The 14,138-nt window shown below is 60.8% G+C and carries 16 protein-coding genes; 8 read left to right on the top strand and 8 right to left on the bottom strand.

From position 1 onward, the window contains the following. Window positions 1–6: 6 nt before the first annotated feature. From So717_RS16555 to coxB, 6 genes are all read right to left on the bottom strand, one after another. Complete coding sequence (locus So717_RS16555; RefSeq protein WP_159979313.1) at window positions 7–687, bottom strand: SURF1 family protein; 681 nt, start codon at window positions 685–687, stop codon at window positions 7–9. A 67-nt stretch (window positions 688–754) separates the two neighbouring features. Next, entirely contained in the window at window positions 755–1,576 is an 822-nt protein-coding gene (locus tag So717_RS16550; RefSeq protein ID WP_159979311.1) for a cytochrome c oxidase subunit 3, read from the bottom strand. A gap of 25 nt (window positions 1,577–1,601) precedes the next feature. Further along, a complete protein-coding gene (locus So717_RS16545) occupies window positions 1,602–2,186 on the bottom strand; it encodes a cytochrome c oxidase assembly protein (RefSeq protein WP_159979309.1) in 585 nt (194 codons plus the stop codon). Next, window positions 2,186–2,350: a cytochrome c oxidase system small membrane protein gene (locus So717_RS16540; protein ID WP_159979307.1), complete on the bottom strand. Its 165-nt coding sequence runs from the start codon at window positions 2,348–2,350 to the stop codon at window positions 2,186–2,188. The genes So717_RS16545 and So717_RS16540 overlap by 1 nt, the downstream gene beginning before the upstream one ends. A 3-nt stretch (window positions 2,351–2,353) precedes the next feature. Further along, window positions 2,354–3,292: a heme o synthase gene (gene cyoE, locus So717_RS16535; protein ID WP_159979305.1), complete on the bottom strand. Its 939-nt coding sequence runs from the start codon at window positions 3,290–3,292 to the stop codon at window positions 2,354–2,356. Between the two features lie 56 nt (window positions 3,293–3,348). Beyond that, window positions 3,349–4,230 carry a cytochrome c oxidase subunit II gene (gene coxB, locus So717_RS16530; protein WP_159979303.1) on the bottom strand — a complete coding sequence of 294 codons (882 nt, stop codon included), beginning with the start codon at window positions 4,228–4,230 and terminating at the stop codon, window positions 3,349–3,351. Window positions 4,231–4,407: 177 nt separating this feature from the next. On the opposite strand from coxB, the gene tldD reads away from it, so the two are divergent. From tldD to So717_RS16510, 5 genes are all read left to right on the top strand, one after another. Continuing rightward, window positions 4,408–5,829: a metalloprotease TldD gene (gene tldD, locus So717_RS16525; RefSeq protein ID WP_159979301.1), complete on the top strand. Its 1,422-nt coding sequence runs from the start codon at window positions 4,408–4,410 to the stop codon at window positions 5,827–5,829. Window positions 5,830–5,933: 104 nt separating this feature from the next. Continuing rightward, entirely contained in the window at window positions 5,934–7,079 is a 1,146-nt protein-coding gene (gene dprA, locus So717_RS16520) for a DNA-processing protein DprA (protein ID WP_159979299.1), read from the top strand. A gap of 200 nt (window positions 7,080–7,279) precedes the next feature. Next, window positions 7,280–9,844, top strand: coding sequence for a type I DNA topoisomerase (gene topA / locus So717_RS16515; RefSeq protein WP_159979297.1), 2,565 nt, complete (start codon window positions 7,280–7,282; stop codon window positions 9,842–9,844). 204 nt (window positions 9,845–10,048) lie between these two features. Then, window positions 10,049–10,171 (top strand): hypothetical protein, encoded by a 123-nt coding sequence (locus tag So717_RS22545; protein ID WP_275113678.1) that lies wholly within the window; start codon window positions 10,049–10,051, stop codon window positions 10,169–10,171. 52 nt (window positions 10,172–10,223) lie between these two features. Further along, window positions 10,224–11,249 carry a PAS domain-containing protein gene (locus tag So717_RS16510; protein ID WP_159979295.1) on the top strand — a complete coding sequence of 342 codons (1,026 nt, stop codon included), beginning with the start codon at window positions 10,224–10,226 and terminating at the stop codon, window positions 11,247–11,249. A 20-nt stretch (window positions 11,250–11,269) separates the two neighbouring features. Here the strand turns inward: So717_RS16510 and So717_RS16505 are convergent, their stop codons facing one another. Then, window positions 11,270–12,055 (bottom strand): lytic transglycosylase domain-containing protein, encoded by a 786-nt coding sequence (locus So717_RS16505; protein WP_238841010.1) that lies wholly within the window; start codon window positions 12,053–12,055, stop codon window positions 11,270–11,272. Window positions 12,056–12,233: 178 nt separating this feature from the next. Then, complete coding sequence (locus tag So717_RS16500) at window positions 12,234–12,425, bottom strand: hypothetical protein (RefSeq protein WP_159979293.1); 192 nt, start codon at window positions 12,423–12,425, stop codon at window positions 12,234–12,236. Here So717_RS16500 and So717_RS16495 point away from each other — a divergent pair. The 3 genes from So717_RS16495 (at window position 12,424) to cpaB (ending at window position 14,035) form a co-directional block, all read left to right on the top strand. Beyond that, window positions 12,424–12,678: a Flp family type IVb pilin gene (locus tag So717_RS16495; protein WP_159979291.1), complete on the top strand. Its 255-nt coding sequence runs from the start codon at window positions 12,424–12,426 to the stop codon at window positions 12,676–12,678. The genes So717_RS16500 and So717_RS16495 overlap by 2 nt on opposite strands. 115 nt (window positions 12,679–12,793) lie before the next feature. Beyond that, window positions 12,794–12,994 carry a hypothetical protein gene (locus So717_RS16490; protein WP_159979289.1) on the top strand — a complete coding sequence of 67 codons (201 nt, stop codon included), beginning with the start codon at window positions 12,794–12,796 and terminating at the stop codon, window positions 12,992–12,994. Between the two features lie 192 nt (window positions 12,995–13,186). Continuing rightward, window positions 13,187–14,035, top strand: a complete 849-nt coding sequence (gene cpaB, locus So717_RS16485; RefSeq protein WP_159979287.1) for a Flp pilus assembly protein CpaB — start codon at window positions 13,187–13,189, stop codon at window positions 14,033–14,035. The last annotated feature ends 103 nt before the right edge of the window (window positions 14,036–14,138 follow it).

The raw sequence follows: 14,138 nt of genomic DNA, 5'->3' as shown, positions 1-14,138 counted from the left end.
TCCCTCTCAGCGCGCGCTGCGCGCGGTGCGCAGCAGGAAATACACAGTCATGGCCCCCCAGATCAGCGCCAGGGAAAACCATGTGATGGCGTATTGCAGGTGATCGTTCGGAATACCAGCCGTGTCTACCGGCCAGGGCGTCACGCCGAGGTCTGAATCCGGCGCATCGCGCAGGACAACAAGCACCGGTTCGGTGCTCAGGGCGTGGGCCATTTCGGGAACATCGCGCGCAAACCAGATATTCGTGTCAAGTTCTGGCGCTGGCGTGAATCCATCCGCCTCGTTGGGCGCGTCAAGATTGCCCACTAAGGTGACTTTACCTTCAGGGATAGGACGAAGTTCACCTATGCCGTCCCGGACCCATCCAGTATCGACCAGAATGCGGCCATAGTCTTCGGCCTGAAACGGGCGGATGATCCGATAGACCGCGCCGACGCTCTTTCTGGAGGCAAGCGCGCGAACATGGGTATGGTTGGCATCGAAAGTGCCAGTTAACTTGACAGGCGCGTAACGCAAAAACTCTGGCTCCAGAGCCGCGTGCAGCGGCACGGGTGCGGCGGCGATTTCGGTCTCTATCCGGGTCAGCACCTCTTGCTTCCAGGCCAGGCGTTGCACTTGCCAGATGCCGAGGCTGACAAGGATGCCAACACCGATCACCCCGACAATCAACCCGAACCAAAGCCGCATAGCTGCCCTCTCAACGTGAAAAGCGCGCGGAAGCCGCGCGCTTTGCTCTGTATCGATGTGATGGCGTTCAGTGCGCGCCGGGCATCTGCGCGACGCCCCAGATGTAGACGGCAAAGAACAGGAACAGCCAGACTACATCCACAAAGTGCCAGTACCAGGCGGCTGCTTCAAAGCCCACATGCTTTTCAGCCGTGAAATGCCCCTTCATCGCACGGACCCAGCAGACCGCGAGGAAGATGGTGCCGATGATCACATGTGCGCCGTGGAAGCCTGTGGCCATGAAGAAGTTCGAGAAGAACTTGTCGCCGCCGAACTCCCAGCCCTGATAGAGCAGGTACGAATACTCATAGCCCTGCAGGAAGGTGAAGGCGACGCCGAGCACCACCGCAATACCAAGGCCGTTGACCAAATCCTTGCGCGGCCCGCCATGCACCAGCGCATGGTGCGCCCATGTCACTGCGCAGCCCGAGAGCAGCAGCACTAGCGTGTTGATCAGCGGCAGGTGGAAGGCATCCACGTGATAAATCTCGGGCTGAACGTATTCCGTGCCCGCATAATCGCTCATCGGGTAGATGGCGTGTTTGAAAAAGCTCCAGAACCAGGCCGCGAAGAACATCACCTCGGACATGATAAAGAGGATGAAGCCATAGCGCAGACCGATGCGCACGACTGGCGTGTGGTCTCCGATCCGGCTTTCCGCGACGACCTCGGCCCACCAGCCGAACATGACGTAGAGCACGCCGACAAAGCCGATCCAGAACATCCAGGGCGTGATGCCCTGCATCCAGAGCACCGCGCCGAACAACATGACAAAACCGCCAACAGCCCCCAGCAAAGGCCAGGCCGACGGGGTCAGAATGTGATAATCGTGGTTCTTTTCATGGGCCATAGCTGCGTCCCTTGCCTTATCTTGGTCAGTTCAGACTTGTGTCTGAGGTTGGGTCTGTCTGCTCCAGCGAGGCGTACCCCTCGGGCAGGTCGATTTCATAGAAAGTATAGGAAAGCGTGATGGTGTGGATGTACTTGCCATCGCGGTCATCAACAATTTCGGGGTCGACGTAGAAGGTCACCGGCATTTGCACCCGTTCGCCGGGTTCGAGGATCTGCTCCTCAAAACAGAAACACTGGATCTTGTTGAAGAATCCACCCGCCTGATAAGGCGTTACATTGTAGCTGGCAGAGCCTGCAATCGGGCGATCAGTTGGGTTGTAAGCCTCATAGAATGCAAGGCCGGTTTCGCCGATGCGCACCTTCATCTCCCGCTCCACGGGTTTGAACTCCCACGCCATGTTGGTGTGCAGCGAGCCGTCGAAGCGCACCGTGATGGTCTGATCGAGCACATCGTCCGGCGCAACCTCTGACACGCCGGTCACGCCGCCAAAGCCCGTCACACGGCAGAACCAGTCGTAGAATGGCACAGAGGCCCAGGCCAGCGCCCCCATGACAACCACAACGCTCACGGTCTGTGCGACGGTCTTTGCGGGTCCGGTCAGGGCCATTACTGTGACAGCTCCTCTGCTTTGGGCAGTTCGAAATCTCCGCTTGTCACCTTGGCGACGGTCAGCGCGAGCACCAGCACCACGAATCCACCCAGCAGCAAGCCAACGCCGACATTGCGGCCTCTGCGGCGGGTGTGAAGGGCATGTTCAGGGCGAAGCGTCATGGCTTACCAACCTCCCAGACCGACAGGGCGCAGCAGCGCCTCCAGCAGGATCGCACCAAAATGGGCAAAAAGATACCACAATGAAAGGCGGAACACCTTCTTTTCCACCGTATAGCCATCGGCCTCCGCCACGGCTTCGTCCCGGCGCCAGATGTCAATTGCACCTTTCAGGAAGAGCGTATTCAGCACAACCGCCACGGCCAGGTAGAGCGGCCCTCCAATGGCCGTGAACCCGGTGCAAATGGCGAGGGCGACAAGCAGGATTGTGTAGACCAGAATGTGCAGGCGCGTCGCCCTGCGGCCATGGGTCACGGTCAACATCGGCACGTCGGCATCGTTGTAGTCGGACTTCATGAAAAGCGCCAAGGCCCAGAAATGCGGCGGCGTCCACATGAAGATCAGCGCGAACATCAGCCAGGCCTCGATGGAGAAGCTGCCTGTCGCAACAACCCAACCGATCACCGGGGGGAAGGCGCCAGCCGCGCCACCGATCACGATGTTCTGCGGCGTCGAGCGCTTGAGCCACATCGAGTAGATGACCGCATAAAAGAAGATGGTGAAGGCCAGAAGCGCCGCTGCGAGCAGGTTGGCCGCGAGACCCAGCATCATCACCGAGAGGCCCGAGAGTGCAATACCCAGCGCCAGTGCTTCGCCCGCTGGCACGCGACCCGAGGGGATTGGGCGTTTTGCGGTGCGCCGCATCACGCCGTCGATGTCGGCGTCCCACCACATGTTCAGCGCGCCGGACGCACCAGCGCCGACCGCGATGAAAAGGATCGCGCAGAACGCGACGATGGGGTTCACCGCGACCGGTGCTGCAAGCAGTCCGACAAAAGCGGTGAACACCACCAGCGACATCACACGCGGTTTGAGCAGGGCGAAATAATCGCCCAACTGCGTGTCATACTCCTGAGGTGTGTGTGTGTAGCTAGCGTCCGCCATCTATGCGCCTTGCGTGCTTGGAGGGGAGCGGGTGGCCTGAAAGCCCACCCAACCTGTCAGTTCGACGCGATGACCCGGGTCCGGGGGACACCGGCATATTCTTCCCGGGCCTCTTCCAGCCATTCTGCGTAGGCCTCTTCGGAGACCACTTTGACTGTGATCGGCATGTACGCGTGGTTCAGACCGCAAAGCTCTGAACACTGACCGAAGTAGATGCCCTCCTGCTCCGCCTCGAACCAAAGCTCTGCCAGACGTCCGGGGACCGCGTCCTGTTTCACGCCGAAGGCCGGGATGGTCCAGGCATGGATCACGTCACCGCCTGTGACTTGCATTACGATGGTCTTGCCAACGGGAATCACCACCGAGGTATCTGTCGCCAAAAGGAACTCTGCTTCTGAGAAGCCAGCTTCTTCCAGCTGCGCAATCACTTCAGGGGATTTCTGGTTGGTGCCGCCGGTTGCAGGCGCGCCGATCATGTAGCTGGAGAACTCAAAGCCCTCGTCCACATATTCATAGTCCCAGTACCACTGGTAACCCGTCACTTTGATGGTGATATCGGCCTCAGGAATTTCCTGTTGCTTGAACAGCACCGGCAGCGAAAACGCCCCGATGAACACCAGAATGACAATCGGAACCACGGTCCAGGCCACTTCCACCGGTGTGTTGTGCGTGAATGTCGCTGAGTCCGGGTTGCGCTTGGCGTTGTAGCGGATCGCCACCCAGGCAATCAGGCCGGTCACAAACAGTGTGATCACGGTGATGATCACGAGAATCATACCATCAAGCCACTGCAGGTCGCGCGCAAGTTCGGTCGCGGCAGGTTGGAACCCCATTTTCCCATCCACGGGTGCCCCGATGATTTCGAGGTTTTCCTGTGCCTGGGCTGCTGTCGCGGCGAAACCGGCCACCAAACCTGAGAGTGTGAAGAAACGTTTCATGTATCGTCCTGATCTTGGGATCACGTGTAATTTTATATTGGGTAGGAAGGGTTGCGCACCGTCCGCCCGTTGTCTTTCGCCGTCTTACAAGCATATTCTTGCCGCGAGATAAAGAGTTGAGCTTGCGTCATAGAGACGCTGGCGCCACTTTTCACCGCAATCTGGAGGAACGACACGATGTCTGATGCCGCCTTTCGGCCTTTTCGAGACACGCTGGACCAGGACGCCGCACTGCGCATCCTGCGGTCGGCAACGGCAGGGGCCGATGACGGCGAGCTGTTTCTTGAGCGCCGCCGGTCAGAGGCGCTGGTCTTCGACGACGGGCGGCTCAAGACCGCAAGCTACGACGCCTCCGAGGGATTTGGCCTGCGGGCTGTCTGCGGCGAAGTGGCAGGCTACGCGCATTCCACCGAGATATCAGAGGCTGCGTTGAGCCGCGCGTCCGAGACCGCGCGGCTTGCTGTCGGGGATGGGGGCGGCACGCTGGCAGATGCGCCCCAGGCGACCAATACGCGCCTTTACACCGACGATGACCCCATCGCCGGTGCGCCCTTCCCGGTGAAGGTCGAAACCCTGCGGGCGATGGATGCCTACGCCCGCGATCTGGATACGCGGGTGGTTCAGGTTTCGGCAACAATCGCCGCCAGCCTGCAGGAGGTTGAGATTCTGCGACCCGATGGCCAGTCGGTGCGTGACGTGCGCCCGATGACACGGGTGAATGTGTCGGTGATTGTCGAGAAAGACGGTCGTCGCGAATCCGGCGGGGTTGGCGGCGGCGGGCGTGTGGGACTGGACGGGATGCTCGACCCCGCAGACTGGCAATCAAAGATTCGCGAAGCGCTGCGCATCGCGACGGTGAACCTAGATGCCGTGCCCGCGCCTGCGGGTGTGATGGATGTGGTGCTTGGCCCGGGCTGGCCCGGCATCCTGTTGCATGAAGCCATCGGCCACGGGCTGGAAGGGGACTTCAACCGCAAGGGCTCATCGGCTTTCGCGGGCCTGATGGGTCAGCGGATCGCCAGCAAGGGCGTGACCGTGCTTGATGACGGAACAATCCCGGATCGGCGCGGCTCCATCACCATCGATGACGAGGGCACACCCTCAGGCAAAAATGTGTTGATCGAGGATGGCATCCTTGTGGGTTACATGCAGGACCGGCAGAATGCACGGCTGATGGGTGTAGCACCCACGGGCAACGGGCGGCGCGAAAGCTATGCGCATGCACCGATGCCGCGCATGACCAACACCTATATGCTGGGCGGCGACAGCGCCCCGGACGACATCGTGGCTGACCTGAAGGATGGGATCTATGCGGTCGGCTTCGGCGGCGGCCAGGTCGATATCACCAACGGCAAGTTCGTGTTCTCCTGCACCGAGGCCTACAGGGTTGAGAACGGCAAGGTCGGCGCGCCGGTGAAAGGCGCCACACTGATTGGCGACGGGGCCACAGCGCTCAAGCAGATCCGGGCCATAGGCAACGATATGGCACTGGATCCGGGCATGGGCAATTGCGGCAAAGCTGGCCAGTGGGTGCCCGTGGGCGTGGGCCAGCCCACGCTCATGATCGGAGGTCTGACGGTGGGGGGATCGGCCTCCTGATCACCACGCCTCCCCAGAAATAGCGAGACCAAGAAACTGTCGATATTCATGTCTTGTTAACCAACTCAGCTTAAATCTGATTCCTGTAAAGGACGGAGACACGGATGACTGAAAAGGACCACAATCCTTCTTCCACTCACCCCCCACTCCCACCCACCTCGGAAGACGAACAGTTCTCCCGTCTCCGTCTTTTACGATCCCGCCGGGTTGGCTTAACGACGTACAAACGACTGCTGACTGAACACGGCACGGCGCAGAATGCGTTGGCCGCGCTGCCTGAGGTGGCGCGTGCCGCCGGCGTCAAAGGATATGAAGTTTGTCCCGAAGAGGTTGTCAAAGCAGAGCTGCGCCGCGCGCATGCGGCTGGTGCGCGCCTCATCATGCAAGGCACACCCGCCTATCCGACCATGTTGGACGATGTTGAAGACGCGCCGCCCTTCCTGTGGTGCCTCGGCGACCCGGAATTGCTGCAACGCCCGATGATCTCTCTAGTCGGCGCGCGCAATGCATCCTCGCTCGGCACGCGCATGGCACGCGCCCTGGCGCAGGATCTGGGTGGCGAAGGTTATGTTGTGGTCTCCGGTCTCGCTCGTGGTATCGACACAGCGGCCCATCTGGCAGCCCTACCCACTGGCACAATCGCCGTGCAGGCAGGCGGCGTCGACGTGATTTACCCGGCCGAAAATACCCAGCTGGCACAGGATATTGCTGAAACAGGTCTGCGCCTGTCCGAGCAACCGATGGGCCTGCAGCCCATGGCCCGCCACTTCCCGAGCCGCAATCGAATCATCTCTGGATTGAGCCGTGCGACCGTGGTGGTCGAAGCTGCCGCCAAGTCTGGCAGCCTGATCACGGCGCGCGACGCGCTTGATCAGGGGCGCGACGTGCTGGCCGTGCCCGGCCACCCCTTTGATGCGCGCGCAGCAGGCTGCAATCAGCTGATCCGGGATGGCGCCACGCTGATCCGCTCTGCCGCGGATGTGGTCGAAGCGCTGGCTCCGTTGAGCGGTGACGCGCCCGAGCTGCCTTTGGAAACACCGCCGCCTGCGCCAAAAAAAAGCAGCGCCCTGCGTGACGTGGCCGCGCTGCACCGGCAGATCCTCGCCCGGCTCAGCCCTGCCCCACTGGCCGAAGATCAACTGATCCGGGATCTCGCCGTCGCCCCGGCCGAGGTCGCGCCCGCCCTTCTCGACCTGGAAATGGATGGCAAGATCGCCCGTCGCCATGGCGGCCTCCTCTCCCGCGCCTGAGGCCGGGGCCATACCACGCTCACCCGTCCGCAGCACGCAGGATCGCGCGCCGCAAAAGCCCGGAAAAACCGGTTTATCCGACCCTGCGATGCGCACGATTTTTTGCTGACAGTTTGTGCATCAGATTGACAAACCCGGTTGCGCAGCACATCTCGCTGGATCATAGAACCGAAAAAATTCACCCAGAGGTGCCCGAGTAAATGCCAGTTGTTGTTGTTGAATCTCCGGCCAAAGCCAAGACAATTAACGCATATTTGGGTGACAACTATACGGTGCTCGCCTCCTATGGCCATGTGCGGGACCTGCCGCCCAAGGACGGCTCCGTCGATCCCGAGAATGAATTCGACATGTTGTGGGAGGTGGCCTCCGACAGCAAGAAGCATGTCAAAGCCATCGCCGATGCGCTGAAAGACGACAACGCGCTGATCCTCGCCACCGACCCCGACCGCGAGGGCGAGGCGATCAGCTGGCACCTGCAGGAGGCGCTGACCAAGCGTAAGTCGATCAAGAAGGATACCCCCGTCTCACGGGTCGTGTTCAACCAGATCACCAAAAAGGCGGTGACCGAGGCGATGCAGAATCCGCGCCAGGTCGACATGCCGCTGGTGGAGGCCTATCTCGCGCGCCGTGCGCTCGACTATCTGGTGGGCTTCAACCTCTCACCCGTCCTCTGGCGCAAGCTGCCGGGGGCGAAATCCGCAGGCCGCGTGCAATCGGTCACCCTGCGCCTCATCGTCGAGCGCGAAATGGAGATCGAGGCGTTCCGCAACCGCGAATACTGGTCGGTAAAAGCCCTGCTCGCCACGCCGCGCGGGCAGGAGTTCGAGGCGCGGCTCACGGTGCTGGCTGGCAAGAAGCTCGACAAATTCGACATCGAGAACCAGACGCAGGCCGAAATGGCGGTGCAGGCCATTACTAGCCGCGATCTGACCGTGCAGTCGGTCGAGGCAAAACCCGCCAACCGCAAACCCTCGGCCCCCTTCATGACCTCGACGCTGCAACAAGAAGCCAGCCGCAAGTTCGGCATGGGCGCGCGCCAAACCATGTCCACGGCCCAGCGGCTCTATGAGGCGGGCTATATCACCTACATGCGGACCGACGGCATCGACATGGCGCCCGAGGCGGTGCAGGCCGCGCGCGACGCGATTGAGACGCTCTACGGCAAGGAATACGTGCCCGGCAGCCCACGCATCTACAAGAACAAGGCCAAGAACGCGCAAGAGGCGCATGAATGTGTGCGCCCCACCGACATGATGACCAAGGCGGAGGACCTGAAAACCTCCGACGCCGATCAGCGCAAACTCTATGATCTGATCTGGAAGCGCACGCTCGCCTGCCAGATGGAAGCCGCGCGCATGGAGCGCACCACCGTCGATGTGGGCAGCGCCGATGGCCAGGTTCAATTGCGCGCCACTGGCCAGGTGGTGCTCTTTGACGGGTTCCTGCGGGTCTATGAAGAAGGCCGCGATGATGTGGTGGATGAGGACGACAAGCGCCTGCCCCAGATCGACCAGGGCGACAAGATGGACAAGCGCGCCGTGACCCCTGAACAGCATTTCACCCAGCCCCCGCCCCGCTATACGGAGGCGACGCTGGTCAAGAAGATGGAAGAGCTTGGCATCGGGCGCCCCTCCACCTATGCCTCCATCGTGACCACGATTCAGGATCGCGAGTATGTCCGCAAAGACAAAAACCGGCTGATCCCAGAGGACAAGGGCCGCCTCGTCACGGCGTTTCTGGAGAATTACTTCCGCAAATACGTGGGCTATGGCTTCACCGCAGACCTAGAAAACGAGCTCGACGACGTGAGCGCGGGGGATGCCGAATACAAAGAGGTGCTCCGCCGCTTCTGGCGCGATTTTTCCGCCGCCATTGCTGAGACGGCCGATCTGCGCATCACCGAAGTGCTGGAGAAGATCAACGAAGTGCTGGAGCCGCACCTCTTCCCACCCAATGAAGACGGGACCGACCCGCGGCTCTGTCCCAACTGCGGCGCCGGGCGGCTGTCGATGCGGACGGCCCGTTCGGGCGGCGCCTTCATCGGTTGCTCGAACTACCCCGAATGCCGCTACACCCGGGCCTTTGGTCCCCCGGGTGAAGAAGACGACAGCGGCATCCCGCCCGAAGGCAAGCTGCTGGGCGAGGACGCGGGCGATAAGATCTACGCCTTCAAGGGTCGTTTTGGCCCTTACGTTCAGCGCGGCGAGGTCACCGAGGAGAACAAGAAGCCGCCGCGCCAGTCGATCCCCAAGGATTGGCCGCCGGAGAACGTGGACCTGGAACAGGCGCTGATGCTGCTGTCGCTCCCGCGCGAGATCGGCCCGCACCCGGAAGACGGCATCATGGTCTGGTCCAACATCGGGCGGTACGGGCCTTACCTAAAACATGCGGCCTCCACCTCCGAGCGCGGCGGGACCAATGCCAATCTGGAAAGCATCGATGAGGTCTGGACCGTGGGCATGAACCGCGCGGTGCAGTTGCTGGCCGAAAAGGTCGCCAGCCGCGGTGGGCGCGGCGCGCCCGCCAAGACCCTGCGGGAGTTGGGGGAACACCCGGATCAAGGCGGCCCCATCGCCATCATGGAGGGCAAATACGGGCCCTACGTGAAATGGGACAAGATCAATGCCACCTTGCCGAAAGGCACAGAGCCTGATGATGTCACGCTGGAAGCGGCGACCCTTCTGATCGAAGAGAAGGCCGCTCAAAAAGGTAAGGGTCGGCGCAAGGCTCCGACCAAGAAAAAGGCCGCGGCAAAGAAAGCGTGACGTTACGTTAGGTTGCACCATGGTGCAAAGACTTTGGTCGCAGACCAAAGCGGTTTGACCAAAATCGAACTGGCACTATACTCGTGCGATGATTGGGACGATCTTTTGATTGCTCTCATGACGTGCGTGAATGTTCGGTGTGCCAGCCGGACAAGGGGGGCAATATGACCAAAATCCACGACACAGCGCCCTCGGCGCTGGCAAATGTCCGTCGCGGAGGTGGAGGAGACACTGCCTTTGGAAGCGCTGGACCCGCATCTGATCGACCTGCCAGGAAGCTACAGGCGCCGCATCATCCCATGCACACATGAAAAACGCATCGAATAATGGACGATCCGGCCGCGACCGGATGCAACCGCAAGTGGCGTGAGGGAGCGCTATGGCAGACACGATACAAAAGGGCCTGATTGAAGACACGTCATTTGACGGTTTTGGACGCACACAGGTGTCCATGGTGGTGACCAATCCGCACTTGAAAGACAATCCGATTGTCTATGTAAATCATGCGTTTACCCGCCAGACCGGCTATGCCCGCAGCGCGGCCATCGGGCGCAACTGCCGCTTTTTGCAGGGTGAGGAGACAGACAAGGCCGCGGTCGATCTGATCCGACGCGGGATCGAAGCACGGGAATCGATCAGCACCGATATCTTGAACTACCGCGCCAACGGCGAGCCGTTTCTCAACCGCCTTGTGATCGCTCCGATCTGCGATGAGGACGGTGAGGTGCAATACTTTGTCGGTGTGCAAAAGGAACTGCGCCAGGAAGAACGCGGCCGCGCGCCCGAGCAGATCAACGCGCAGCTGACCGAAATCCAGGATCGGGTGGAAACCGACATGTCGATGATCATCAGCATGATCCGGCAACAATCGAACCTCACATCGGTGCCCGAAGAATACGCCGCACTCAGCCGCCGGATCGAAACCCTGCAGCTGCTCTATGAAGAAATGAAGCTGTCCGACCATCAGTCCAACCGCGATCACATCCAGATGGGCAGCTACCTGTCACGGCTGTGCTGCGCGATTGGGCATGTCTATGGCCGCTCCGGCATTCGGATGAACGTGCAAATCGATCCCTTGGATGTGCCCATCGAAACCGCGTCTCGCGTCGGCCTTGTGGTATCAGAAATCCTCACCAACGCTTTCATTCACGCCTTTGAGCGCATCGATACAGGGCTGGTGGAAGTGCGCATGTCACAGCTGAGCGCAGGCGGGCTGCGGTTGACCGTTTCGGATGACGGAGTTGGCATTCCTGCGACAATGTCCTGGCCAAACCCCTCAACCGTGGGCGGGCGCATTGTGAACGGTCTGATCGAAGGGCTCGAAGGTACGTTGCAGCTCGGACGGGGGGCGGCGGGCAGCTTTGTGACCATCGACGTCCCGGCCGGAGCGTCGATCACGGAATAGCGCGTATATGAGGCCAGGCTCTAGTTTTGCCCGGCAAATACGCAGCCATCGGTGATCAGTTCTGGCGGGGTCAGACAAAGCCCGCGCGCCACCTGAAAGGCTGCCAGCACCTTGGGCACATAGTCGCGTGTCTCGGCAAAAGGGGGCACGCCCTCGTGGGCGCGCACCGCCCCCTCGCCCGCATTGTATCCGGCCAGCACCAGCACCGGGTCGGTCCCGAACTCCTGCATCAACCAGTCGAGGTATTGCACGCCGCCCAGGATGTTCTCTTCTGCGGCCCAAGGATCAAGCACGCCAAAACGCGCGGCGGTGTCCGGCATCAGTTGCATCAGCCCCTGCGCGCCCACACCGCTGAGCGCATCTGCCCGCCCCGCGGATTCCACCGAAATCACCGCAAGCACAAGCGCGGGCGACACACGCGTGCCAACGGTGGATCTGAGAATATCACGGCCGTTGGTTTGAGCGATCCTCTGCATCTGTTGCAGGCGCGGTGCCCTGATTTTGCCTGCGCTGCTGATCACCTGCATGATCTGCTCCAGCCGGTCTGGCCCCGCATCGAACAGCGATGGCGAGACCTTGTCCCAGAACCAGCCGTGACGACCTGGTGAAACCTCAAGCGCATCGTCCTGCGGCAGAGGCGTCGCCAGCGCCAGCGCGGCTTTCTGAGCCTCGGGGTCGATCTGAACGATTGTGGGCATTTGCCCTGCCTTGGGAACGCCAATGCGCTTGGCTTTGAACTGCGGGAAGGGCTGCGGCGTCTCTGCAACGGCAGGCCATCCGGATACCAGCCCGATAAGGGCCATCATTTTCAAAGTCCTATACATCTGCTCTGCTCGCGGTGCTCTTCCGGCCTGCTGCGCAGGATCATTGCAAAGAAATCGTCATCGAGCCACATAATCCGGGTCACCAACACGGCGGTTTTGCCATATTCGACGATATGCCTAATGCGCCGTAAACCATGGAATCCAGTTTTTCGCATTAAGTTCAGAGACTTGTAAATTCTTCCATAGATTCTCGGTCGATGATGAAAAAGTCACATTTGCCGCCAAATTCATGCCCCATTCGATTGGCTATATGGCTCCAGACCACGTTGAACGGGTGACGCAGAACAACCGCCCTGACAGCAGCAAGGTTGGCAAGCGAAATCCACATGATCCTTTTGGAGGGATACATCATGATGAAATTTATTAAGAACTTCCGCAAAGACGAAGACGGAGCCGTGACTGTCGACTGGGTCGTGCTGACGGCAGCCGTTGTTGGCCTGGCCGTGGCCGCCTACAGCTCCATCCAGGATGGTGCGACCGCACTGACTGACGCGACCTCGTCACATCTTGGCGGGATTCAGGTTGGTAATGTCGGCGGCTCCGGCGGTGGTACAGGAACCGGCACCGCGACTGGAACTGGCACAGGTACCGGTTCGGGTGGCTAATGCCATTTGATCGCCCGATCGGGTAAAAATTCAAGCGTGGGGCCGCTTCATTCACTTGGACGCGGCCCCATTTTTTTCCAGACCCACATAGCGGGCCTCAACTGAAAGCCTCCCGATGTTCAACGTTTTCAAGAGATTCGGAAAGGACGAGACTGGCGCGGTGACCGTGGACTGGGTGGTTCTGACGGCTGCGGTGGTCGGCCTCGCAGCGGTGCTGGTCATTCAGCTTCGCGCAGGCTCATCCGGCGTGACCGCCGAGACCCAGAACTTCCTTGAAACCCGGCAGGTCGGAGAGATCGGCCGCGCGTCTGACTGACCTCGGCGCCGACACCGCCTTGTCTCGCCCACATGGTACAGACGCCGCACAAGGGCCAAAGGTGCCTCACAAATTGGCCCAAGGCCCTGCGCCGGTCACTGCGCGATCTCGAAAAAGCCACAATCGCACGGAACAATGCCTTGTAAGATGGCCATCTGCTGATGGTTCTTTCACGGAAAGAGGATCGCGACGATGCGCATGATATTCGGATTGGTGCTTCTCACCGGTATCGCTCTGGCGGGTGGCGCGGTTTATCTGGCACAAAACTACATCGGCGCCTATCAGGCCGAGCTGGCGCGCGCGCAGCAGAACCAGCAGCAGGTGGTCGCGACGCAGACCGTCTATGTCGCCAAACGGCAGCTGGCCTATGGCGACCCCCTGCAGGAGAGCGATGTGCGCGCTGTGGCCTGGCCCCAGACCGCATTGCCACAGGGCGTGTTCAGCGACGCCGCCGTGCTCTTTCCCGAAGACACGGATGAACCACGCCTGATCCTGCGCCCCATGGAGGTGGATGAGCCGATCCTGACCGTCAAGGTCACCGAGCCCGGCGAGGATATCGGGCTGACCACCCGGCTCGAAAAAGGCATGCGTGCCTTTGCCATCCGCGTGGATGTGGCCAGCGGGGTGTCGGGCTTCCTGCGCCCGGGTGATCGGGTTGATGTCTATTGGACCGGGCGCATCGACACAGGGGACGGCGGGCAGGATGTCACCCAGTTGATCGACAGCGCTATCCGGCTGATCGCCGTGGACCAGAGTGACGAAACCCTCAGTGGTGCCCGTATCGCGCGGACAGTGACCGTTGCTGCGCGCCCCGAACAGGTGGCAGCGCTGGCCCAGGCGCAATCCACCGGCTCGCTCTCGCTCGCTCTGGTGGGGATCGGCGACGACACTGAACTTGCAGATATCCAAGTGGATCAGAGATCGCTTTTGGGGATCGAACAGGTGGCTCCCGCTCCGCGCGCCGAAGCGCAGAAGGGGTGCAGCATCCGCACCCGCCGCGGCGCCGAGGTGATTGCCGTTCCCATTCCCTGCACAAACTGAAACAAAACCAAAGCATTACCCCAAGGCGCCGCCGATTTAAGCGGCACCCACCGTTTTGGTCTGTTGCCATTAACCCACATAAAGGCACCACCAGAACCCTTTG

The organism is Roseobacter cerasinus (assembly GCF_009811755.1).
Taxonomy (GTDB): domain Bacteria; phylum Pseudomonadota; class Alphaproteobacteria; order Rhodobacterales; family Rhodobacteraceae; genus Roseobacter; species Roseobacter cerasinus.
This window is presented reverse-complemented; position numbering and strand designations above follow the sequence as displayed.